The sequence below is a fragment of the Pseudogulbenkiania ferrooxidans 2002 genome (assembly GCF_000174355.1).
Lineage (GTDB): Bacteria > Pseudomonadota > Gammaproteobacteria > Burkholderiales > Chromobacteriaceae > Pseudogulbenkiania > Pseudogulbenkiania ferrooxidans.
In genome coordinates this window covers 429,456-451,577 of record NZ_ACIS01000002.1, presented here as the reverse complement: position 1 = coordinate 451,577, position 22,122 = coordinate 429,456, and the positions used below count along the sequence as shown (strand labels likewise).

The following is a 22,122-nucleotide window of genomic DNA, read 5'->3' as shown; positions in this document are numbered from 1 at the left end:
GATGGCTGAAATTCGATTGACCCAATTGTCTCATGGCGGCGGCTGCGGCTGCAAAATTGCCCCGTCGGTGCTGGAATCCATCCTGTCTGGCGCCAAGGAGAAAATGCCGTTTCCCAACCTGCTGGTGGGCGCTGAAACCAGCGACGACGCGGCGGTGTACAAGCTCAACGACAGCCAGGCCATCGTCGCCACCACCGACTTCTTCATGCCCATCGTCGACGATGCGCGCGACTTCGGCCGCATCGCCGCCACCAACGCGCTGTCCGACATCTACGCCATGGGCGCCACGCCGATCATGGCGCTGGCCATCGTCGGTATGCCGGTCAACACCCTGCCGCTGGAGACCATCCGCGACATCCTCGACGGTGGCGAATCGGTGTGCCGCGAGGCCGGCATTCCGCTCGCCGGCGGCCACTCCATCGACGCCCCCGAGCCGATCTACGGCTTGGTGGCGCTGGGCGTGGTGCACCCGGACCAGCTCAAGCGCAACTGCGACGCGCGCGACGGCGACGTGCTGATCCTCGGCAAGGGCCTGGGCGTGGGCGTGCTGGCGCAGGCGATGAAGAAGGGCGTGCTGGACGACGCTGGCTACGCCGCACTGATCGGCTCCACCACCCAGCTCAATACCGTCGGCGCCGAGCTCGCGCCACTGTCCGGGGTGCACGCGCTGACCGACGTCACCGGCTTCGGCCTGCTGGGGCATCTGCTGGAAATCTGCAAGGGCTCGGGGTTGACGGCCGAGGTCGAGATGGCGGCGGTGCCGGTGATCGCCGAGGCGCGCCCGCTGGCGGAACAGGGCTACGGCCCTGGCGCCATCGAGCGCAATTGGGCAAGTTTCGGCGCCCATGTCCGTTTCGCCGACGCGGTGCCGGAGTGGCAGCGCCGCCTGCTGGCGGACCCCCAGACTAGCGGCGGGCTGCTGGTGGCGGTGGCGCCGGAGCAGGCCGAGGCGGTGCTGGCGCGCTTCCAGGAGAGCGGCTTCGGCTACGCCGCGGTGATCGGCTCGCTGCATCAGGGCGAACCGCGGATCAGCGTGCGCTGAGTCATGGCCGAACCATTCTCCTCCGACTCCTCTGATGGCATCCCGGTCGCGCCGCCTGGGCGCGAGGCGTTGGATGCCTTGATCGCGCGCTTTCCGCGCCAGGCGTTCCGGGCGGCGGAGGTGCTCTCCGAGACCGAGCTACCGCTCTATGCTTCCCGTGTGCCGGCGGGCTTTCCATCCCCGGCCGATGACTACCTGGAAGCCTCACTCAATCTCAACGACTACCTGATTCGCCACCCCGAATCGACCTTCTTTGTCAGGGTGTCCGGTGAATCGATGAGCGGCGCCGGCATCTTCGACGGCGACATGCTGGTGGTCGACCGCCTGCTGCGGCCGCGCCACCGCGACGTGGTGATCGCGGTGGTGGCGGGGGAACTCACGGTAAAGCGGCTGGAGCTGCGCGCCGACGGTCCCTGGCTGGTGCCGGATCATCCCGATTATCCGGCGCTGCGCGCCAACCCGGAGGCCGGCTTCGACGTGTGGGGCGTGGTCACGGCGGTGGTGCGTTCGCTCAGGCCACCTCATTAGGCTTAAGAATCTGTTCAACGTCTTTTGAGCATGAGGCACAAGAAGGCAAGCTGGACGATTGCAGGCTGGTGTCGAGCCGCCGCCTGCAGTTCTTCCATAACCGCCTGTTCTTTTCCAGCCAACCGAAGCTGCGTTCGATGATCCAGCGTTTGGACATCACCTTGCGCATCCACGATCAAGAGCGCGCTGCAGATGTCGCGCCCCAGTTTCTCGCGGGCCTCTTCACGCGGGTCTCGCCAACCTGATTTTTTAAGGGCCCGCTCCAGCCGACGGTCGCCGTTGCGCGACTCCCTCCGGATGGCGAAGTGCGAATGTACCGTGCGCCACTTGGGGAAATGCCTCGGGAAGCATGCGGCATTGGCAGCCGCTCCGGAGCAGATACAGCTCGGCGCAAAACACTTCGCATAAATCCACTCATCGAGGACTTGTCTTCGCGCGTGCGCTTTTCAGCCGTGGCCTGATGGCTTCTTGTCCACGGCTGATGTCACTTGGGTCGCTTTTCCGCATTTCCAAAGTTCCTCTCATTCGACAGGGAAGAAGAGGGACTTTGTAGTGGCTCTCAGGGCAGCAGCAGCGACAGCTCGTTGGAACCGGCGCGCAGCACCGGCAGGATGCGGGTTTCCAGGTCGCTCAGCGAGACGCGCCCGGCCTGCACGCCGATGTTCATCGCCGCCACCACCTTGCCGTCCGATGCCGCGATCGGCACCGCGATCGAGCGCAGCCCGATTTCCAGTTCCTGATCGACGATGGCGTAGCCTTGCGCGCGTACCTTTTCCAGTTCGGCGCGCAGATCGTCCACGGTGATCAGGGTGTGCGAGGTGTACTTGATCAGCTTGGCGCGGGCCAGGTGGGCCTCGCGCTCTTCGGCGGGCAGGCTGGCCAGCAGGACGCGCCCCATCGAGGTGTAGGCGGCGGGCAGCCGGCTGCCGATGTCGAGGTCGATGGTCATGATGCGCGAGGTCGAGGCACGCGCGATGTAGAGGATGTCGTCGCCGTCAAGGATGGCGATCGAGCTCGATTCATTGAGCGTGTTGCTGATGTGACGCAGCACCGGCTGGGCCGCCTTGGCCAGCGGGGTGGAGGCCAGGTAGGCGTGGCCCAGCGACAGGATGCGCGGGCGCAGCGCGAAGTTGCGGCCGTCCTCGGCGCTGACGAAGCCGAGCTTGTTCAGCGTGTACAGGCAGCGGCGCACGGCGGCGCGCGGGATGCCGGTCTTTTGGCTGATCTGCGAGATCGACATCAGGCGGCGCTGTTGCGAGAACGCCTGGATCACGGTCAGGCCGCGTGCGAGCGAGGTCATGAAGTTGGGATCGCCACTCTGCGAGGCGATGTCATCCGCGGCGGTCTGAGGGGTGTCTTCGCTGCTCTCGTCGGGACCGGACAGCTCTTCCAGGTCCTCTGCGGGGCGGTCTTCAGTGTTGTACATGGGCCGTCTCTTGTCATGGCGGGGCGGCTGGCCAACGACGCAGATGAGCGTGTGCCATTTCCGTTAAAGCGTCCATGCCGCCTTCGCCTCGTTCAATCGTTCACTCTCCGCCCTGTGGCGGAGCGCATGTCTCCGTGAATGCAGGCTGTCGGCCTGCTCCTTCCGCATCGCCTCGCATTCACCGGCACCGTCAGGATAGTTGATTATTCGCCTATCGCACAATATTTCGATTATCGGTATTGACCGTGCTGAGGGCGGCTGGCTACAGTTTGTTCGATAAACAAATAGATGTGCGATAAACGCACAAAACAGACTTAGGAGAGACAGTCATGGCCCATCACCAGCTTTCCCCTCCCTGACGTTCGACCCGGCCGCGGGCGTGCGCCGCGTTTTCATGGCGTCGCGCGTTTCCGTGTTGCACCCGATTTGATCGGACCGCCAACGATCGGCGTTCCTGTCAAAGGCGGCCGGGTTTTGCCTGGCCGCCGGCGGTTTCGAATTTGTTCCCCGTCCCCGATGCCCGATCCCGATGGATCGGCCGCGCGCTGGAATGGCGGGTGACGTGTTCGAGGCTGCCCCCACACCAAAAAAGCTGTGTCCATCTAGGAGAAAGATTCATGAAGCAGAAGAAAAACCTGATCGCCGCTCTGGCACTGGGCATGACCTCGTTTGCCTACGCCGACGTCACGCTCTACGGCCGTATCCACATGGACCTGGAAAGCACCAAGGCTGGTACGACCGAGACGCCGTCGCTGTCCAAGGTGCAGAACGACGCCTCGCGCATCGGCTTCAAGGGCAGTGAGGATCTGGGGAACGGCCTGAAAGCGATCTGGCAGGTGGAGTCGGGGGTGTCTGTCGATGCCGGCGGCGGCACCTGGGCCTCGCGCGAGAGCTTCCTGGGCTTGAGCGACGCCACCTTCGGTACCCTGAAGGCCGGCAACTTCCTGGTGCCTTACGACGATCTGCATTACATCGCCGGCAACAACTTCCAGCAGGGCACCGGTATTTCCAACGATGCCGCGATGTGGGCCAACGGCGGTGATCTCAAGACCGGCGGCTTCGATACGCGCCTGGGCAACTCGATCAGTTACCAGACCCCCAAGTACAAGGGCTTCAGCTCGCGCATCCAGTATTCGCTGACCACGGACGCCACCAATGGCAAGGAAGCCAAGTCGAACGGGGCATCGGTGGTTTCGGCCAACGTGCTGTACGACGACGGCCCGCTGCGCGTCGGCTACGGCTTCCAGAACAACCGCGACATGCAGGGCCTGTCATCCAACTTCTACGAGGACGGCACCGCCCACATGCTGGCCGCGGGCTATGTCTTCGGCGACTTCTACCTCGGCGGCTTGTACGAGCACATCAAGCTGGAAAACATCAACAACAGCGGCAACGACCGCAGCCGCAACTACTACGGCGCGATGGCCAGCTACACCGCCGGCCTCAACGTGTTCTCGGCCCAGTTCGGCAAGGCGGCGTCGTGGACCGGGGCGGCCGGGGTGGCCGACAGCGGCGCGCGCATGGGCTCGATCGCCTACAACCGCATCCTGAGCAAGACCACCCAGGTGTACGCGCTGTACACCCTGATGCACAACGATGACAACGCCGGCTACGTGCTGGGTTCGAACGCCGTGCAGCCGGGGGCGGGCGCGGTCATGTCGAAGCAGCACTCCATCGCCATCGGCATGTGGAAGAACTTCTGAGCGTTTGCCGTTCTCGCCAGGCCCGCCCCCTCCGGTGCGGGTCTTTTTCTTGGCCAAGGTTGGCCGAAGCCGGGTGGAGTCCGGGCCGGTCAACACGGTTAGTTTTATTGTGTTCGATAGTCGAACGATAATTCGATAATCGGTGTTGACGGCGTGTAATGGCCGACCTACATTGTAGTTCGATATAAGAACATAAGGGCGTTAATCGCCCATTACGATTTGGAGGATGATCATGATCAACGCCGTGGCCCCGTCCCTCGTTTCCACCCGTCAGCCCGCTCACGCGAGCGTCTTGCTGGCCGGTCCGATCGCATCCCCTTCCAATCGACTTCCCGCTCTCCGTCACGCTTTTCGAACGAGCACATCGCGCTAACGCGACCCCATCGCAGACGGCCGTTGCCGGCCGGATCCACCGCCCTGGCGATCATGAGCCGATCGCCGCCTCGCTCCCGGCAGGCCATCCATGCCCCGGGGACGGAAAAGCCAGTTAGGAAGAGTCTGATGAAGATCACCGGTTCCACCCGCGTGTATTTCGTGATCGCCGATCCGATCGACCAGGTCCGCGCGCCTGAACTGTTCAACCTGGTATTCCGTCTGTACGGCATCGACGCCGTGGTGGTGCCGCTGAACGTCAAGCCGGAAGACTTCGATGCCACGCTCAGGGCGCTGTTCAAGGCGCCCAATGTGGACGGCGTGTTCCTGTCGATTCCGCACAAGCCGGCGGCGCTGACGGTGGCCGACCGCTGCTCCCTGCTGGCGCAGGTGGCTGGGGCGGTCAACGCGGTACGCCGCGCTCCGGACGGCGCGCTCGAAGGCGACCTGTTCGACGGCCTGGGCTTCGTCAAGGCACTGGAGCGCGCCCACATTCCCTACGCCGGCAAGCGTGTGCTGCTGATCGGTGCCGGCGGTGCCGCCTCGGCGATTGCCGCCGCGCTGGCGGCGTGCGGCAGCGCCGAGATCGCCGTCTTCGATCCAGCCGGCGACAAGGCCGCGCAGCTGGCGGCGCGCATCGCCGAGGCCTTCCCGGTCGAGACCCGTGCCGCCGCCAGCAACGACCCGGCCGGCTACGATCTCGTCGTCAACGCCTCGCCGCTGGGCATGAAGCAGGGCGACCCGGCGCCGTTCGACGTGGCGCGGCTCGATGCCGGCGCCGCGGTGTTCGACGTGCTGATGAAGAATCAGCCGACGCCGCTGCTGCGCTCGGCACGCGCCCGCGCGCTCAAGGCCGAGCCCGGCTTCGAGATGCTGATCCAGCAGGCGCCGCTGTACCTGCGCTTTTTCGGCCTGGAGACCGCGGCGGCCGGCATCGAGAACGATGCCTCCGCGCTCAGGGACATGATTTACCCCAAAGAATTGCTCGACACCCTGCAGGCGTCCTGACGGACGCACAAAGACAGGGAGAGCCCGTCGCGCAAGCCCCGCTTGCGTCACTTTTGATGTAATGGAGGAGATAAACCGTGACTGTATCCACTGCTATCGACGTTCGCGCGTTGATCAATGACCGTGCCATTGGGCTGTGCCAGAAACTGGTGGTGTTGCTCGGCTTTTGCATCATCGCGCTCGATGGTTTCGACGTCGCGATCATGGGCTTCATCGCGCCCCAACTGAAGCAGGAATGGGGGGTGACCAACCAGATGCTGGGGCCGGTGCTCAGCGCCGCCCTGGCCGGCCTTGCCATCGGCGCCCTGGTCGCTGGCCCGCTGGCGGACCGTTTCGGCCGCAAGGTAGTGCTGGTGTGCAGCGTGTTCTTCTTCGGCGTCTGGACGCTGGCGACGGCGGCGTCCACCGACATCACGCACCTGATCATGTTCCGCTTCCTGACCGGCCTGGGCCTGGGCGCGGCGATGCCGAACGTCGGCACGCTGGTGTCGGAGTACGCCCCGGACCGCAGCCGTTCCTTCCTGGTGACGGTGGTGTTCTGCGGCTTCACCGTCGGCGCGGCCGGCGGCGGCTTTCTGGCGGCCTGGATGATTCCCAACTTCGGCTGGGCCAGCGTGCTGGTGCTGGGCGGCGTGCTGCCGCTGATCGTGGCGCCGATCCTGTTCTTCAAACTGCCGGAATCGGTGCGCTTCCTGGTCACCAAACGTGCCCCGGCCGAGCGCATCCGCAAGATTGTCGACCGGCTCGCTCCGGGTGTGGCCAACGAGCACTCCACCTTCGCGATGCCGAGCGCCCCGGTAGCGACCTCGAGCGAGAGCCCGGTCAAGATCGTGCTGTCCAAGCAATACAAGTTCGGCAGCCTGATGCTGTGGCTCGGCTACTTCTCGGCGCTGTTCCTGGTGTACCTGATGGGCAGCTGGATGCCGACCCTGGTGAAGGAGTCCGGCTACAGCGTCAGCGACGCCGCCGTGGTGACGGCGTTCTTCCAGCTGGGCGGCCCGATCGGCTCGCTGTTCCTCGGCTGGTGCATGGACCGCACTAACCCGCACAAGCTGCTGGCGCTGACCTACCTGTTCGGCGGCGCAATGCTCTATGTGCTGGGCATGGTGTCGAGTCACTTCGCCCTGGTGGTGCTGCTCTCCTTCGTGATCGGCTTCTGTTTCAACGGTGCCAATACCGGCATGAATGCGCTGTCGGCCAGCTTCTACCCGACCGAGGCACGGGCCACCGGCTCCAGCTGGATGCACGGTATCGGCCGCTGGGGCGCGGTGCTGAGCGCCTTCGCCGGTGCCCAGATGCTGGCCATGGGCTGGTCCTTCTCGCAGGTGTTCGGCGCGCTGTCGGTGCCGGCCGCACTCACCGCGCTGGCCATCCTGGCCAAGGGCATCAACGGTGCGCGTCAGCGCCAGGCGGCCGGGCGGGACGTTGCGCTCTATGCCGGCAAGTGATCCTTTCCGTCACGGGCGGACGGCCACGGCTCGCCGTGGCGTTCCGGCCGTAAGCGATGATTTGAACTCCTTGTGACCCGGGGATTTGGGCGAACGTACGAACGTTCGCCTTTTTTTGCCTGTCGTCGATCACGCTAAACTACGCTGCTCGCGCGCCTCCCCGCATCGTCTTGTGGCGGGAGGGCTCCGGGCGTTTGCAGCGCTTCCGTCCTGTTCTAACCCGTTATCCGATTTCAGCCGATGCCAGACAATACCTCCGCAACCGCCGCGACGCCGGCGGCCCCCGCCACCACGGGCTCTGCCACCGGGCCGATCATCGCCATCGTGTTCTTCAACTTGGTGGCCTACCTCGCGGTCGGCCTGCCGATGGCGGTGGTGCCGGGCTACGTGCACGGCCCGCTGGGCTACGGCGAGGTGGTGGCGGGCTTCGCCGTCAGCATCCAGTACCTGGCCACCTTGCTGAGCCGGGCCTATGCGGGCCGGCTGTGTGACAACCACGGGCCCAAGCGCTCGGTCCTGTCGGGCATGGCGCTGTGCTGTGCCAGCGGGGTTTGCCTCTGGATTGCCGGGCTGTCGGGCCTGACGCCGGCGGGCAGCCTGGCCAGTCTGATCGTGGGGCGCCTGCTGCTGGGGACCGGGGAGAGCCTCGTCACCACCGGCACCATAACCTGGGGGATTGCCCGGGCCGGTAGCGCCCACACCGGCAAGGTCATTTCCTGGAACGGCATGACCAGCTACGGCGGCATGGCCATCGGTGCGCCCTTGGGCGTGGTGCTCGCCGAGCGCTGGGGCTTTGGCGCGCTGGGCCTGACCACCGTGGCGATGACACTGGCCTCGTGGTTCCTGGCGCGGCGTAAGCCGGCCGTGGCGCCATCCGGCGGCGAGCGGCTGCCGTTCAGCCAGGTGTTCCGGCGCATGGTGCCGTTCGGGCTGTGCCTGGCGCTGGGCTCGGTCGGGTTCGGTGCCATTTCCACCTTCGTCACCTTGTTCTTTGCCAGCCGGCACTGGCCGGATGCGGCGCTGGCGCTCACCCTGCTGGGCGTCTTCTTCATCGCGGCGCGCCTGCTGTTCGCCGGCAGCATCAACCGTTTCGGCGGTTTTCCGGTGGCGCTGGTGTCGCTAGTCGTGGAGGCCTCCGGCTTGCTGCTGATGTGGCTGGCTGCCGCACCCTGGCAGGCCTTTGCCGGCGCGGCCCTGACGGGGTTCGGCTTTGCGCTGGTGTTTCCGTCGCTGGGCATGGAGGCCGTGCGTCGGGTGCCCAGCGGCAATCGCGGCGCGGCCCTGGGGGCTTATGCGCTGTTTCTCGATCTGGCGCTCGGCGTGACCGGGCCGCTGGCCGGCGTCGTGGCGAATCGGCTGGGGTATGCGTCGGTGTTTCTGCTGGCCGCGCTGGCCGTCGCGCTGGCGGCCATGCTGAGCAGCCTGCTGCACAGCATGGCGGGGAAGGGGACCGCAGCGCCGGCCGCGTGAGCGTGACCCGGCCAGGCGGTCGGTTCGAGCGGTATGGGACTCTTGCTGTGTGGTGGTGGCGGGAAGCGGGTTGTAGCGGTGCGCCGCGAACTCAGGTTATGGCGTGAAGGCCGGCAACAGGCCAGGATGGCCCCGTGGCGCGATTTCGTCTTTAGGGCACCTCGAATAACCCGAGATTTTCAGTAAACCCAGCCGCAGCATGATGCCAGCGGTGACGTTCGCTTCGTTTTCTTCAACGGATCGCCGCTCAAAGCAGCGATCCAGCCCATTCGAGGGCTCAGAAGGCCACGATTCCGGCCTTTCGGAGGAACACCAAGCGCTTCAGGTTGTAACAGGTCGCCATCATCGTCAGCGCAAAGTTCGCGCGCGCTTGGCCAATTGTGCGGACCAACTTGCCGCCCATCTGATCGATCACGGCGAACACGTGCTCGACGCGGGCACGCACCTTGGCGATGCGGCGGTTGCGCTGCTGCTGGCACTCGGACAGCGGCTTGTTGGCGTGTCCCTTGCGCTGAATCCGGTTCCGGAATCCGTCCCGTGCAAGCTGAGCTTCACGGGCTTCGGACGGATAGCCTCGGTCGGCGTAGACATCCCGGCTTGTATTGCCAGTATTAAAGACGTTGTCGAAATGCTGGCTATCGTGCGTACTGGCCGTGTCAGTTTTGAACTTGCGGATCAGCTTGTATTTGTTGTCGACGTTCACCGACAGCTTGTAGCCGAAGTAGGATTTGCCGTGCTTTTTGGTCCAGGTCGCATCCTGGTCCTTCTGACGCCGTTTGGCTGGTTTCCAACCGACCGGCGTTGCGCCCTGCTCGAGCAGCTCCTTCTCTGCTCTGCTGTTGTGCTGCTTCGGCGCCGGCACCAGCGTCGCGTCGATGATCTGGCCGCCGCGTGCGATATAGCCTTGCTTGAGCAGCTGCGCCGACACACCATCGAACAGTGCCTGACCGCCGGCTTCACCGATCCGGTTCTCGAAGGTCCAGATCGTGGTGCGGTCGGGAATGTTGACCGCCTGGCCCAGCCCGCAGAAACGCTGATAGCTCATCCGGTCGAGCAGTTGGTACTCCATTTGCTCGTCGGACAGGTTGTACAGCCGCTTTAGGACCAGAATCCGCACCATCGTCTCGGTTGGAAACGGCGGCCGGCCGCCCTGCGGGCTGACTGGTCGAGGCGCTACCCGATCGACCTCGGCCGCTAAGGCGGCAAAGTTGATGTGCTTCTCGATCTCAGCGAGCGGATCGCCCAGACGGTCGATCTTCTGCCGGTGGTGGTCGGCGGCGAACAGGTCGTTCTTGATGGCGTTGCGCTGTTTCATCGGACTCGGACCCAACGAAGTTCAGGACGGAGTAATTTTACCTGTCGGCGGGCACGTCGAGGTTTTTCGAGGTGCCCTTTATTTACTGTGATTTCGTCAAGAATCCAGCCTCTTAAAACCGGTCTGTATTGCATGCGTTGGCGTGCCCGTCCACAGCGCCCGCAAAAAAAAACCGCCGCTCGGATCGAGCGGCGGGATAAAGGGCCATACCCCCACAGCAACAACATTAATCTCTTAAATAAGCCTTCCTCGCCCGCTCGTCGTTTAACCGATCACGTGCAGGGTCGTACTGTGTGTTGGCGGCTATTTACCCTCGGCTACCGGGACCGGCTGACCGTTCTTGAACGAGTACACGGTAATGGGGGAGTTCTTGAGGTCTCGCTTGTCGTCGAACTGGTAGGTGCCGGCTACGCCCTGCTGGTTGCTGGCCGCCAGTGCCGCGCGGTATTGCTTGGGTTCGACCGAGTTAGCTTTCTGCATGGCCTTGGCAATGATGTTGAGACCGTCATACATGGACGCACCATAGACTAGCGGCTCGATGCTGAAGCGCTTTTTGTACTCGGTGGTGAATTGCTTGCCTTCGCTGGTCTGCTCGAGCACCGGCCCGCCCTGTGGGCAATAAACGCCACCATCGACGGTAGTCCCCCCCAGCTTGGCCAACTCTTCGTTGCAGATACCATCGCCTCCCAGCAGATACGCTTTCAGCCCCAGGCGCGCCATCTGGCGGCGCATCGGCCCACCTTGCGAGTAATAGCCCCCGTAGAAAATGCCATCCGGTTTGGCGGCTTTGATGCTGGTCAGAATGGCCGAGAAGTCGGTCGATTTGTCCGTCGTGAATTCCCGGGCGACAATCTGGATGCCGTTGGCTTTTGCCGCCTTGATGAATTCGTCGGCAACGCCCTGGCCGTAAGCCGTACGGTCATCGATGATGGCAAAACTCTTCGCTTTCAGGTTTTTGGCAGCGAATACCCCCATTTTGGTACCCAGTTGGGTATCGCTGGCACCGATCCGGAAAACGTAAGGGTAGCCGTTCTGGGTGACCTTCGGGTTGGAGGCGACGGTTGCCATCACGATGCCCGCGTCGTTGAGGAGCTTGGAGATGGGGATGGCCACGCCCGAGTTGTAGGGGCCAATCACGGCCTTGACGTTGGCATCGACGAATCGCTGCGCTACCGTCATACCGGTGCGGGGGTCGGCGCCATCGTCTTCCGACATCATCTCAAAACGCACTTTCTTGCCGCCCACGACGATGCCTTGGGCATTGAGGCGATCCATGGCCATTCTCAGACCATTCTCATGGTCTTTACCGATAGCGGCTTGCGGGCCGGTGAGCGGGCCGGTCAGCCCGATCTTGACGGTCATTTCTTCTGCCGCGAACCCCAGTAACGGGGTGAGCGCCAACCCTGCTGCGAAAACAAATTTGGTACGAAAGTGACGAACGTTGGCCATCATGTTTCTCCGTTGTAGACATGTTTTCATTGGCAAGTGCTGCGTCGCCAATGTCGTCTGCTCATCCTGTAAATACCGAATGGCAGACTGGGGTGGCAAAAATGAACGTCTTTGTCATTTGTAACGTGCGCACGTCATAGTTTTTGGTCGCCATTCGACAGGTTTTGTTCTTTTTTGGACATGTGTCGCGAGGGCGTTTGAAATCAGGTGCCGGCCAAGGTTGGTTGCCGCATAGCTCTGACGGGTCGACAAAGAAAGAATGTCGCGCTTGCTGGAATCGAGGTTCGCTTATCTTGGAATTCGAGTTTCGGTAATCAAAGGTTCGGGAATAGTGAACGGCGAGGCCTCGTGGCTGGAGAGATTGGCTTGTGCCGTGTGTAAAAGTGCACACCGTGCTGGCCGTAGACGGTATGTCGGCCCGAAGATGTCGCCATGCGCGATAGTCATCATGCGCCTTAATCAGATGACTGATGGGCCATCAAGGATTGGGCGTAGCCATAGCGTTTAGAGGTGGTGGAAGGAAGTTCGCCAAAAAAGACACGATAATCGTGGGCGAAAGCACTTAGATGCAAAAAGCCCCAGCGGATTGCGGCTTCCGTCACAGACAGCCCACGCATCAAATCATGCCGGACATGATTCAGCCTCACAGCCCTAAGGTACTTGGCCGGGTTTGTTCCAATAGCGTTTTCAAAGGCATACTGGATGGTGCGGCGGCTCAGGTTCAGCTCGATGCAAAGCTCGGCAATCGACAGAACGCATGAGTCCGGGTTTTGCAAAAACTGCTGCACCCGCTTGACCAGTTCCCAATTCTTGCTTGATTTCGGAGAACGATCCGCCGCCAATTCCGGAAAGTCGGACACGGCCTCCATCAGGCCATAGAGTAAATTCCGCTCCAGCAAGGACTGCCGCTCTTTGTACTGCTCAGGGGTAGCCGCCTCACTCACCTGAATCGACCCCAACGCTTGCCGCAATAGCAGCCTGATGTTTTCTGCCGTATCGGGGCTCAGCAAGACAACGGGCGACGACAATTTTGTATGCAGTGTCTGACCTAGCTGCCGCGTCAATTCCGAGCTTAGCGATGGAAGATCAAATTCAACGTTGGCAACCACATGGCGCTCGGGTGATAAAAACTCAAAGCCGGAATAGCAGGAAAATACATGCAGGGTATCTCTTGTGCTTTGCTCACCGCACATCTGGGAGTGCCCTTCCAGCTCCAGGGGAATGCCAATAGCAAGCCTGTTTGCGGGAACCGCTCCTCGTTGCAGTATTTTTTTGTTCAAGTCTTCGATAAGAAAATACAGCCCGCCCGCAGAGGCAATTGCCGAAGACCCACGAAAGACACCGTTGGATATCTGGGTGTACGAGAGATGCCACTCAGAAAATGAGCGGGCCTGATCTTCAACATTGGCATTCACGCAAAAAGAGGCATGCTGTGCGGCCTGAAAGGCATTTGAATCTTGCCTATCTATTGGCATATGGCATCTTTCAAATTCGACGATGGATTGCAATCTTGCCGGCGTAAATCTGCGTGTTGGCTTTGCCTTTGCATCGCTGGCTATTCTTTACGGGTTACCTGTCCGGGCTTGATCCCCCGCTCCGTGGCAGCAAGGCCGCCCGCATGAATACAGCGCAAAAGCCTGAAAGTCATCCGCCGTTGTGGCCTGGATCGACTGGGCCCACCCACACCCGAGAGCAGCGCATGTAACGGCTTCAGAACCGGCATCACCGGGCGCAGGCGACCCAATACTATCAAGCAATTTCCGCTCCAGTGGATGCCGTGCTTGCGACAAGAAAATGCAAAAAACGTCACCTCAAGTGATTGAGGTGACTCTACGGTAAAACCTACTCCGGGACGCTACATGGCAGAGAACCCGTTATCGACAAACAGATGCGTGCCATTCACGAAGCTGGATTCGTCAGATGCCAGGAACAAGGCGGCACTGGCGACTTCGGAAGGCTCGCATAGCCGCCCCTGTTGCTGAATAATCGCGGCTTCGCCGACATCCACGCCCATGGCCTGAAGATCTTGCAATTCCTTCATGCCATGCGGCGTGCGGATAAAGCCGGGGGCAATGGCATTACAGCGGATGCCTTTGTCGCGATACTCCACCGCAATGGCTCTGGCAAACATGTGACAAGCGCCTTTGGTGGCATCGTAGAGCACCTCGCCTGGGGTTGCGCAGACCGCAGAGATGGAAGAGGTGCACACAATGCTGCCTTTGCCTTTTCTGAGCATCTGGGGCAATACGGCTTGCGTCATCAGGAACATGCTTTTGACGTTGACCCCCATCAGCCAGTCCCATTCGCTTTCCTGAATCTCCAGAAAGGGTTTTACAATCAGCGTTCCGGCATGGTTAAACAGAATATCGGCGTCACCGTAGCGGGCCTGTATTTCTGCAATGACCGCCATGACTTCTGCTTGCTTGGCCACATCAGCGTAGTGCGCCGATGCCGCTCCTCCCTGATCGCGAATTTCTGCGGCCACGCCTCTGGCCAGCTCGATATTCCGATCCACAATGGCCACCTTTGCACCTTCGCGGGCAAAGAGTTGTGCTGCTGCCGCACCGCAGCCACTGGCACCACCACTGATGATGGCTGTTTTGCCGGCAAGGCGTCCTGACATATTCGACATTTTTATCCTGCCTGTTTAGCGAGTGGGTTCAGAGGCCAATTCGGCGGTTTCAAATACGTCAAGATGCAGCTGTTTGTTGCGGTTGACGAGGTAATACAACACGCCTGGAATCACCAGAGCCGGCAGCCAGGAAATATCGGTGCCCACTACCTGGTCAATTGGACCCTTGTAGAAAGACAGCTCCATGAACGGAATCTGTGCCACCACGGCAATTGCATAGATGGAAAGGGTATTCCAGTTCACCTTGCCGTAAATGCTATTGACGTCATACATCGCCGGCACGCTGTAACGGCCCTTGCGGATCAGGTAGTAATCCACCAGGTTGATGGCACTCCATGGCACCAGCACATAAACCTGGCCAATCAGGATGTCGCTAAAGTAGGCGTTGAAGTTGTACTGGGCGGCAATGGCGATCCAGGTCACGATAACGGCGACGATGGCCATGATGATGAACTTGGACAGCATGCCAACCTTGGTGGCGCCCTTGAAGCCGGTAAAGATGGTGGTGGTGGACATGTACGAGCTGTACAGATTCATCACGTTCCATTCCAGCACGCCGATGATGATCACGTAGTACGCCAACTGCTGATGTTCCGGGAACAGTTTGGCAATGGCGCTGCCCGGATCGGTGGTGACATCCATCGCAGCGGCGGCCATGATGGCACCCAGCAGCATGACAACGGTGGAGCCGACCACAATACCCAGGTAGCTGTACCAGAAAGTCGATCGGGTAGAGATATGGGATGGCAGATAACGCGAGTAATCGGCCACGTAAGGACCGGCACCCAAGGTCCACGAGGCAGCCTGGGTTACCACCAGACAGAAAGTGGCAAACTTGAAGGTGCTGCCCGATACCATCCACACACCGGCCGGCAGGCCTTTCTGCAGCACGATATAGGCGGCCATCACAAAAATGACGCCGGAAATGGCACTCATGAGGGCGCCGATTTTGTGGATCAGCTCATAGCCGATGAAACCGACCACCAGCGTGAGTGCGCCGAACAGGATAATCGCGTCATTATCCGAGACAGGCACCACTGCCTTGATGGAGTCCCGCATCACCACGCCATTGGCCGCGGTGAACAGGATGTACGCCAGCACCACAATGGCAAGCGGCACCCCGGCGCCGATCACGCCAAACTGCGCCCGGCTTTGAATCATCTGCGGAATGCCCAGATGCGGCCCCTGCGCGGAGTGGGCGGCCATGAAGATGGAGCCGATCAGGTTGCCCAGGACCAGCCCGATGAATGTCCAGCCAAGGTTAAGCCCTGCCACCACGCCCAGCGCACCAATCACCATGGTTGTCACTTGCATATTGGCACTGCACCAAATGGTAAACAGCCGTTTGGCTGAACCATAACGTTCATTCTCCGGAATGAACTCAACACTTCTGTTTTCGATCTCCATATATTTCCCCGTCCGGATGTGTAATAAATTTTTTCCGTAAGACCGCACTCAGTCGAAAAGATGAGCCAGCGATCCATGGGGGAAAATCTAAGTCAAGGCAGTGGCAGCCACTATCAGATATTGGCAAGGGTGGAAAACATTGTATGGATTGGTCAGCCGTACTTGACGGAAGGAGCGGGAGGTCCGCTGTTGCAGGCCTTGAGCGACGTTAACGTGTGGGGCACCCACCTGGCGCCCAATATGGAGATGGGACAGTGCCATAATGGATTTTCACCCCGGAGTCCGATCATGTGCCGCTGGCTCGCTTACTCGGGAAACCCCGTTCCGCTTGAAACGGTGCTGTTTCAAGCAAAACATTCCTTGATCGATCAGAGCCTGCACTCACGGCTCAGCGTCTCGACCACCAATGGCGACGGTTTTGGCCTTGGCTGGTACGGCCACCCGGGCGAGACGCCATATCGCTACCGCAGCGTGCACCCGGCGTGGAACGACCCCAACCTGCGCGAGGCGGCGCGCGCCATCCATTCGCCGCTTTTCCTGGCCCACATCCGTGCCGCCACCGATACGCCGGTGCAGGAGACCAACTGCCATCCGTTCCGGCACGGGCACTGGCTGTTCGTCCACAATGGCCTGGTGCGCAACTACCACACCGTGCGTCGCGACCTGATGCTGGCGGTGGCCCCTGAACTGTTTGCCTCGATAGAGGGGACGACCGATTCCGAGCTGTTGTTCTTTCTCGCCCTGACGTATGGCCTGGCGACCGAGCCGGTGCAGGCGCTGGAGCGGATGGCGGCGCTGGTCGAGGAGACCGGGCGGCGCCATGGGGTGGAAGCGCCGCTGACCATGACGATGTGCGCGACCGACGGGCAGCAGATGGTCGCCGTGCGCTATTCCAGCGAGACACAATCGCGCTCGCTGTTTCACAGCACGTCGTTTCACCACCTGCACGAACTGTATCCGGACGATCCGCGTATCACGGCGGCCGGCGACGATGCCTTCCTCGTGCTGTCCGAACCGCTTGTCGACCTGCCCGAGGTGTGGGAGGAGGTGCCGGAGCAAACCGCCATCGTGGCGCGTGCCGGCACGATCATGCAGCACCGCTTCAACCCTCATCTGCCCTGAGGTGTTAGGGCCGCCTGGACGACTTTCATTCTGCGTCGACGATAGAGGCGCGGTCGGTGTGTGGCTTTGCTGGGGCGTTCGGGGCCGACGTAGGGTCGCCGTACATTGTTCTGCGCGGCATCGGAGTCTTCTCTTTATCCGCATGTGGCCTGATCGCAATGCCCGCAGGGGCAGGATCGACCTGCATGCTGTTACCCCTTCCCCCGAAGGATAAGGACTGCGCCGGCGACGAGAAGCGCGGCCCCCAGCAGCGAGAGGGCGCTGGGTGGCGTCTGTGCCTTGTAGGCATCCGCCAGCAGGCCGGTGCCGAGCTGGCTGGCGACCAGCACGGCAATGGTCACCGATGCCCCAACCGACTGGTAGCCCACGATACCGGCAAAGACAAAAAACGAGCCCAGCAGGCCAGGCAGAACAACCCAGGGGCGGATCGCCTGGATGGCTTCGCTGACGCCCGCCAAGCCGTTGCGGGCCAGCAAGGTGCCCAACAAAAGCGCCAGCCCCATTGCGGAGTTGATGACCAGTGTAATGATTACTGTCGAGACGGACTCGGTTATCCGCACCATCAACAGGTTTTGTATCACCAGCGCCACCCCGGCTGCGGTCAGCAGGGGGAAAACAAGATAAGCATTCATGATCTGCGCTCCTTGCCCGCCAGCCTTGGCGCTGGCATCAAGATCACCAACCGGCACCGGGCATTAGCCATCCACAGGCGTATGCGGCGTATCCAGCAGCAACTGATAGAAGGCCAGATCAAGCCAGCGGCCAAACTTGAAACCCACCTCGGGCAGGGTGGCGACGTGCTTGAAGCCCAGCCGTTCATGCAGGGCAATGCTGCCGGCGTTGCTGGCGTCGATGCCGCCCATCATGGCGTGCACATCGTTTTGCCGCGCGGCGGCAATCAGTGCCTTCATCACCGTGTTGCCCAAGCCCTGGCCACGATAATCCTTGTGCACGTAGACGGAGTGTTCAACCGAGTACTTGAATGCCGGCCAGGCCCGGAAGGTGCTGTAGCTGCCAAATGCCAGCAACTGGCCATCGCTGTCTTCAACGCCGATGACGGGAAAACCGCCTTTTCTCTTGGTTTCAAACCAGCTCACCATACTCTCGGCCGGGCGGGGCTTGTAGTCGTATAACGCGGTCGAGTTGACGATGGCGTCATTGAAGATATCGAGGATGGCTGCCGCATGACGGTCAAAATCGCAATCAACAAGCCTGTGCTCACTCATTACTGTCTCCCTGTCGAGGATGGTGTTGCGGTCAGTGCGATGAGGTAACGCGCCGAACGTGAAGTGGGGTTGTGGAACACGATCTGTTGGCCAAGCACCATCGCCAGGCAGTCGCCAGGCTGGAGATGCCATGTCCGTCCCTCTACTGTGATGTCCATTTCGCCATCGAGCATCCAGATCTGCTGGTGCGTGACGATGCTGCGCATTGCATTGTCAAAAGTCACCTTTTGTCCGGGCTGGAAGGTCACTTCGGCCAACTCGATCGGAGACCCATAGCCAGGTGGTGACAACTGGCGTCGAAGGTAACCGGACGCAGGGTCTTGCCAGACAGGCTGTTCTTCAGCGCGCGATAGTGGCGAGGCCACAAGCTCTTCTGCTTCTTCGGAAAACAGCGAGGCCAGACTGACGCCCAGCGCATCGGCAAGTTTATTCAGCACCGCCGCAGTGGCACTGGTTTCTGCACGCTCGATCAGCGAAATCATCGAGCGGCTGACGCCACTGAGCTCGGCGAGCTTTTCCAGGGAGTAAGCGCGGCTCTTTCGCAGGGAGTGGATGCGTTTGGCGAGGCGGGTGTCTAGATTCATAATTCCAATATACAGGAATTAAAATCTATCAAACAAGAATTTATTGCGAGGCACCAGTGACGACGGCTTGGTGAGGATTTTCACGAAGAGGGGTAATGGTGCCGCCTTGACCAGGTCTGGCACCGTACCGCGCCTGACGATCCGGAGCAGGGGGGCAATACCGTGGTGTGGCTCCTTTTTCCTGAACGGCCGGTTCTGCCTGATCAATCGAAGCTTACAGCGGCACGGCTTCCTTCCGAGCGACCTGTTGGCGGCCCACTTCCAGCATGGCAATGCTGCCGAAGATCACGATAACAGCCAGTATTTCCAACAACCCGACTCGTTCACCCGTAGCCCAGCCGATGAGCAGCGCCACAATGGGGGTCATGTAAATCCAGCCCGAGGCCGCCACAGCGCCCAGTTCCTGAAGCAGGAAGTAGTAAAGGACAAATGAAGCACCGGTACCCAACAATCCCAGGCCGATCGCCAAGCCCGCCGCCGCGCGCCAGTCGAGCAGTATTTGGCTGATGCCACTGAGGTCGGTAAAGAGAAGCAGCATCAGAAAGGCAAGGCCTGTCTGCCATGTGACGATGGCCAACGGGGCAATATCCAGAGGGGACAGATAGCGCCGAACGTAGATATACGACAGCCCAAAGACCATCGCGCCCGCCAGTATCCACGCGACGCCCGCCAAACTGATGGTATCGCCAGCACTCATGCTCTCCCAGGGACGCGCAATCAGTACCATGCCCGTCAGCCCCACCACTACGCTGCACACCATCATCCGGTTCATTTTCTCATGACGGAGAAACAGCCCCGATGCCAGCACGGTAAACAAGGGGGATGATCCGCCCAGCACGCCGGCGATGCCGGACGGAAGCAGAGAGGTTCCCTTTGCCATGGCAAAGTAGGTGAAGGCCGTCGCCAAGGCCGCCATCACCGAGAAGTGATGCAAATAGCGCACCTGATCACGTCTGATTACCTCGTTACGCCATGCCAAAATGGCCAAGGGTACGAAGCCCAAAAAGACGCGCAAAAGCGATATCTGACCTGGGCTGACGAGCACAGCCGCCCACTTCGTATAGATGAAATTGGATCCCCCGAATAATCCAAGGAGGACGAAGGCGGCGTAGATGCGTTTCAAGATAGTATCCAAGCGGTAATCATTGTCGAGAGGCGTTGCAGCAATGCTGCACATGGCCGGTTCGCCTACAGATGAACTCCAACGCCATTGGCCGCCTTAAGCGGCACGCTCCGCTCGTCACAAATACGTTCTATTTAGCGAGAGCATTCAGTCGCTCCACAACAAGCTGGCTGACGATGAGATCCAAGTGCGCACCTCCGGCATTTTTGTAAACCGTGCGGTCCTCTGCCGAGCGGTGGAACGCCGGCATCTGGCACAGATCGAACAGGTCGCCTTCGATTTGGTCTGCCTGAATCACCTGCGCCTGCAGCGGGATCTGGATGTCTCCGGAATGGGCTGCATTCTCGCGGTCATCCACAAAGATTCGGGCGCCTCTTAGCACCTCGCAATCGGCCTCCTGCATGTCTGGCCGGTACCCTCCTACCAGATCAACGTGAGTGCCAGGACGAACAAACTTGCCGCGGATAGTGGGGGTGGCAGCACTGGTGGCTGCCGTAATGATGTCTGCGCGGGCTACTGCCGCATCCAAGTCTTCGACAATACGTACCTGGATGTTTTTTGCCACAAGCTCTGCACGCATGGCATCCAGCTTGGAGGGGGTGCGATTCCACAGCAGCACTTCACGGATGGACGGCCTGATGTGCAGATACGCATCGGTCAATGACCTGGCGACTGGACCGGCCCCCAGGACGAGAAGCACCTCGCTGTTTTCACGGCTCAGTTTTCTTGCCGCCAGCGCGGAATCCGCCGCGGTCTTCCAGCGCGTGATTTCCGGGCCGTCCAGCATGGCGACGATGCCCTTGGTGCGCTCATCCAGAACCAAAAACGCGGCCTGCTCCGTTGGCAAGGGTGGGCTGGCAGTGCTATTCGCCGGATAGATGGAGGCCATTTTGAACCCCGCCCCCTTGCCCGGCAGAATGACGCCTCGGCTGAACAGGCCAAAGCGGGCGTCCCCAATGAAGTAGCTATCACCGATGGGCCGCAAACCAAGATGTCCGTTGTGCAATGCATTGAGGACACCATCCCAATCCAGTACCGACCTGATCTGCTCTGCTGAAATGATCTGCATGTATAACGTTCCTACTGTTGCGGCCAGATGTCGCCCAGGGTGTAACCCTCGGGGAAGGGATCGTCGTGGCCCAGTACGATGGTGCTGATGCCATGAATCCAGCTGGTGCCGGCCAGCGTAGGCACTACGGCGGCTTTGTTGCCAATGCGGGCATTCTCCACCAGACGGCCGGTGTAGACGGTGCCCAGGATGCCCTGATGCCGGAAGTCCTGGTGCAGCGGTAATTCACCCTTGGCGTGCAGCACGGCCATCTTGGCGCAGGTGCCGGTACCACAGGGACAGCGGTCGATCGCGCCGGTCCAGGTGGAGGGGTCATCCCAGGAGAGCGGCCCGGTGGGCATGGTGACCACGTTCTTCCAATCGGCCCGTGGGTCGTCGGTGGGGCCGGAGAGTTGTGAAATAGTAATGCCCACGCCCGGATAGTCCGGGTGCGCAACGGGCAGTTGCTCGATGGCCGCCTGCCGGATCATGGCGGAGACCCGCGTGATCTCCTTGCCATGTTCGGGCTTGAGCTCAAGCCCCGGGAACTGGCGCACATCGGCAATGGCGTAGAACATGCCGCCCCAGCCCACATCCACCCGCACCTTGCCCAGGTGCGGCACATCGATGACGGCATCCAGGTGCGCGGCAAAGGCCGGTACGTTCTTGAACTTCACACTCTTGACCTTGCCGCCCTTGCACTCGGCGGTGATGCGGATCAGCCCGGCCGGTGCCTCCAGAGTCAGCTCGGTCACCGGCTCCTGCATCGGCAGCATGCCCATTTCCAGCAACACGGTGGCCACGGAGATGGTATTGCCGCCTGACATCATGGGGTACTCCACCTGCTCCAGGATGATGTAGCCCGCATCGGCCTCCGGGTGGCAGGGCGGCACGATGATGTTGCAGCAGTGCGCCGGGTAGCCACGCGGCTCGCGCAACAGCAGCTTGCGCAAGCCGTCATCATTGGCCTCCAGCCATTTCATCTTGGCATAGACGGTGTCACCGGGAATGTGCGGAATGCCGCCGGTGACCACGCGCATGGGAATACCCGAATGCGTTTCCACCGCGTGAATGGTTCTCTTGAATCCCATGTGCTGACTTCCTCTTCCGTGCCATCCGCCCTATGCGGTGCAGAAGGAAATTTATGTCAGCGCAGCGGCTAACTCAAACGACGTTTTCTCCAGCATTCCTTCAACTTTTGGTTGCACATCACCACAGC

The 22,122-nt window shown here is 61.1% G+C and carries 19 protein-coding genes and 1 pseudogene; 7 read left to right on the top strand and 13 right to left on the bottom strand.

The features are described from left to right. Nucleotide 1: 1 nt before the first annotated feature. Nucleotides 2-1,042 carry a selenide, water dikinase SelD gene (selD, locus tag FURADRAFT_RS04770; protein ID WP_008952986.1) on the top strand — a complete coding sequence of 347 codons (1,041 nt, stop codon included), beginning with the start codon at nt 2-4 and terminating at the stop codon, nt 1,040-1,042. 3 nt (nt 1,043-1,045) lie between these two features. After that, the gene (locus FURADRAFT_RS04765; RefSeq protein WP_008952985.1) at nt 1,046-1,570 is read left to right on the top strand and encodes a LexA family protein; all 525 of its coding nucleotides are present in this window, start codon (nt 1,046-1,048) and stop codon (nt 1,568-1,570) included. 14 nt (nt 1,571-1,584) lie between these two features. On the opposite strand, the pseudogene FURADRAFT_RS20070 reads toward FURADRAFT_RS04765, so the two are convergent. Together FURADRAFT_RS20070 and FURADRAFT_RS04760 are read right to left on the bottom strand one after the other, a co-directional pair. After that, nucleotides 1,585-2,077: pseudogene (locus FURADRAFT_RS20070) on the bottom strand (transposase). A gap of 52 nt (nt 2,078-2,129) precedes the next feature. After that, on the bottom strand, nt 2,130-2,996 hold the full coding sequence (locus FURADRAFT_RS04760; protein WP_008952984.1) for an IclR family transcriptional regulator domain-containing protein: 867 nt from the start codon (nt 2,994-2,996) through the stop codon (nt 2,130-2,132). Between the two features lie 617 nt (nt 2,997-3,613). On the opposite strand from FURADRAFT_RS04760, the gene FURADRAFT_RS04755 reads away from it, so the two are divergent. The 4 genes from FURADRAFT_RS04755 (at nt 3,614) to FURADRAFT_RS04740 (ending at nt 8,997) form a co-directional block, all read left to right on the top strand. Next, on the top strand, nt 3,614-4,699 hold the full coding sequence (locus tag FURADRAFT_RS04755) for a porin (protein ID WP_008952983.1): 1,086 nt from the start codon (nt 3,614-3,616) through the stop codon (nt 4,697-4,699). A 501-nt stretch (nt 4,700-5,200) separates the two neighbouring features. After that, nucleotides 5,201-6,079 (top strand): shikimate dehydrogenase family protein, encoded by an 879-nt coding sequence (locus tag FURADRAFT_RS04750; RefSeq protein WP_008952982.1) that lies wholly within the window; start codon nt 5,201-5,203, stop codon nt 6,077-6,079. 77 nt (nt 6,080-6,156) lie between these two features. Beyond that, nucleotides 6,157-7,527 carry an MFS transporter gene (locus tag FURADRAFT_RS04745; RefSeq protein WP_008952981.1) on the top strand — a complete coding sequence of 457 codons (1,371 nt, stop codon included), beginning with the start codon at nt 6,157-6,159 and terminating at the stop codon, nt 7,525-7,527. 240 nt (nt 7,528-7,767) lie between these two features. Beyond that, entirely contained in the window at nt 7,768-8,997 is a 1,230-nt protein-coding gene (locus FURADRAFT_RS04740; RefSeq protein WP_008952980.1) for an MFS transporter, read from the top strand. A gap of 277 nt (nt 8,998-9,274) precedes the next feature. On the opposite strand, the gene FURADRAFT_RS04735 is transcribed toward FURADRAFT_RS04740, so the two are convergent. From FURADRAFT_RS04735 to FURADRAFT_RS04715, 5 genes are all read right to left on the bottom strand, one after another. Further along, the gene (locus FURADRAFT_RS04735) at nt 9,275-10,312 is read right to left on the bottom strand and encodes an IS5 family transposase (protein ID WP_008952979.1); all 1,038 of its coding nucleotides are present in this window, start codon (nt 10,310-10,312) and stop codon (nt 9,275-9,277) included. 303 nt (nt 10,313-10,615) lie between these two features. Next, nucleotides 10,616-11,764: a branched-chain amino acid ABC transporter substrate-binding protein gene (locus FURADRAFT_RS04730; protein WP_050773212.1), complete on the bottom strand. Its 1,149-nt coding sequence runs from the start codon at nt 11,762-11,764 to the stop codon at nt 10,616-10,618. Nucleotides 11,765-12,216: 452 nt separating this feature from the next. Then, entirely contained in the window at nt 12,217-13,236 is a 1,020-nt protein-coding gene (locus tag FURADRAFT_RS04725; RefSeq protein ID WP_040652367.1) for a helix-turn-helix domain-containing protein, read from the bottom strand. 380 nt (nt 13,237-13,616) lie between these two features. Beyond that, nucleotides 13,617-14,393 carry an SDR family NAD(P)-dependent oxidoreductase gene (locus tag FURADRAFT_RS04720; protein ID WP_008952976.1) on the bottom strand — a complete coding sequence of 259 codons (777 nt, stop codon included), beginning with the start codon at nt 14,391-14,393 and terminating at the stop codon, nt 13,617-13,619. A gap of 15 nt (nt 14,394-14,408) precedes the next feature. After that, nucleotides 14,409-15,800 carry a purine-cytosine permease family protein gene (locus tag FURADRAFT_RS04715; protein WP_008952975.1) on the bottom strand — a complete coding sequence of 464 codons (1,392 nt, stop codon included), beginning with the start codon at nt 15,798-15,800 and terminating at the stop codon, nt 14,409-14,411. 360 nt (nt 15,801-16,160) lie between these two features. Here FURADRAFT_RS04715 and FURADRAFT_RS04710 point away from each other — a divergent pair, with 360 nt between their 5' ends. Beyond that, nucleotides 16,161-16,922 carry a class II glutamine amidotransferase gene (locus FURADRAFT_RS04710; RefSeq protein WP_201441921.1) on the top strand — a complete coding sequence of 254 codons (762 nt, stop codon included), beginning with the start codon at nt 16,161-16,163 and terminating at the stop codon, nt 16,920-16,922. Nucleotides 16,923-17,113: 191 nt separating this feature from the next. Here the strand turns inward: FURADRAFT_RS04710 and FURADRAFT_RS04705 are convergent, their stop codons facing one another. From FURADRAFT_RS04705 to FURADRAFT_RS04680, 6 genes are all read right to left on the bottom strand, one after another. Then, entirely contained in the window at nt 17,114-17,554 is a 441-nt protein-coding gene (locus FURADRAFT_RS04705; protein WP_008952973.1) for a DMT family transporter, read from the bottom strand. 63 nt (nt 17,555-17,617) lie between these two features. After that, nucleotides 17,618-18,148, bottom strand: coding sequence for a GNAT family N-acetyltransferase (locus tag FURADRAFT_RS04700; protein WP_008952972.1), 531 nt, complete (start codon nt 18,146-18,148; stop codon nt 17,618-17,620). Further along, entirely contained in the window at nt 18,148-18,732 is a 585-nt protein-coding gene (locus FURADRAFT_RS04695) for a helix-turn-helix domain-containing protein (RefSeq protein WP_008952971.1), read from the bottom strand. Before FURADRAFT_RS04695 ends, FURADRAFT_RS04700 begins: the two co-directional genes overlap by 1 nt. Nucleotides 18,733-18,946: 214 nt before the next feature. Further along, nucleotides 18,947-19,855, bottom strand: coding sequence for a DMT family transporter (locus FURADRAFT_RS04690; protein ID WP_236261538.1), 909 nt, complete (start codon nt 19,853-19,855; stop codon nt 18,947-18,949). Nucleotides 19,856-19,985: 130 nt separating this feature from the next. Beyond that, the gene (locus tag FURADRAFT_RS04685) at nt 19,986-20,924 is read right to left on the bottom strand and encodes an ornithine cyclodeaminase family protein (protein ID WP_008952969.1); all 939 of its coding nucleotides are present in this window, start codon (nt 20,922-20,924) and stop codon (nt 19,986-19,988) included. Nucleotides 20,925-20,935: 11 nt separating this feature from the next. Further along, nucleotides 20,936-21,994 (bottom strand): proline racemase family protein, encoded by a 1,059-nt coding sequence (locus tag FURADRAFT_RS04680; protein ID WP_008952968.1) that lies wholly within the window; start codon nt 21,992-21,994, stop codon nt 20,936-20,938. Nucleotides 21,995-22,122: the final 128 nt, after the last annotated feature.

Excerpts from the sequence above, each read along its gene's own strand:
- selD (WP_008952986.1), top strand. The coding sequence starts at position 2 with ATGGCTGAAATTCGATTGACCCAATTGTCTCATGGCGGCGGCTGCGGC.
- FURADRAFT_RS04765 (WP_008952985.1), top strand. The coding sequence starts at position 1,046 with ATGGCCGAACCATTCTCCTCCGACTCCTCTGATGGCATCCCGGTCGCG.
- FURADRAFT_RS04760 (WP_008952984.1), bottom strand. The coding sequence starts at position 2,996 with ATGTACAACACTGAAGACCGCCCCGCAGAGGACCTGGAAGAGCTGTCC.
- FURADRAFT_RS04755 (WP_008952983.1), top strand. The coding sequence starts at position 3,614 with ATGAAGCAGAAGAAAAACCTGATCGCCGCTCTGGCACTGGGCATGACC.
- FURADRAFT_RS04750 (WP_008952982.1), top strand. The coding sequence starts at position 5,201 with ATGAAGATCACCGGTTCCACCCGCGTGTATTTCGTGATCGCCGATCCG.
- FURADRAFT_RS04740 (WP_008952980.1), top strand. The coding sequence starts at position 7,768 with ATGCCAGACAATACCTCCGCAACCGCCGCGACGCCGGCGGCCCCCGCC.
- FURADRAFT_RS04735 (WP_008952979.1), bottom strand. The coding sequence starts at position 10,312 with ATGAAACAGCGCAACGCCATCAAGAACGACCTGTTCGCCGCCGACCAC.
- FURADRAFT_RS04730 (WP_050773212.1), bottom strand. The coding sequence starts at position 11,764 with ATGATGGCCAACGTTCGTCACTTTCGTACCAAATTTGTTTTCGCAGCA.
- FURADRAFT_RS04725 (WP_040652367.1), bottom strand. The coding sequence starts at position 13,236 with ATGCCAATAGATAGGCAAGATTCAAATGCCTTTCAGGCCGCACAGCAT.
- FURADRAFT_RS04720 (WP_008952976.1), bottom strand. The coding sequence starts at position 14,393 with ATGTCGAATATGTCAGGACGCCTTGCCGGCAAAACAGCCATCATCAGT.
- FURADRAFT_RS04715 (WP_008952975.1), bottom strand. The coding sequence starts at position 15,800 with ATGGAGATCGAAAACAGAAGTGTTGAGTTCATTCCGGAGAATGAACGT.
- FURADRAFT_RS04705 (WP_008952973.1), bottom strand. The coding sequence starts at position 17,554 with ATGAATGCTTATCTTGTTTTCCCCCTGCTGACCGCAGCCGGGGTGGCG.
- FURADRAFT_RS04700 (WP_008952972.1), bottom strand. The coding sequence starts at position 18,148 with ATGAGTGAGCACAGGCTTGTTGATTGCGATTTTGACCGTCATGCGGCA.
- FURADRAFT_RS04695 (WP_008952971.1), bottom strand. The coding sequence starts at position 18,732 with ATGAATCTAGACACCCGCCTCGCCAAACGCATCCACTCCCTGCGAAAG.
- FURADRAFT_RS04685 (WP_008952969.1), bottom strand. The coding sequence starts at position 20,924 with ATGCAGATCATTTCAGCAGAGCAGATCAGGTCGGTACTGGATTGGGAT.
- FURADRAFT_RS04680 (WP_008952968.1), bottom strand. The coding sequence starts at position 21,994 with ATGGGATTCAAGAGAACCATTCACGCGGTGGAAACGCATTCGGGTATT.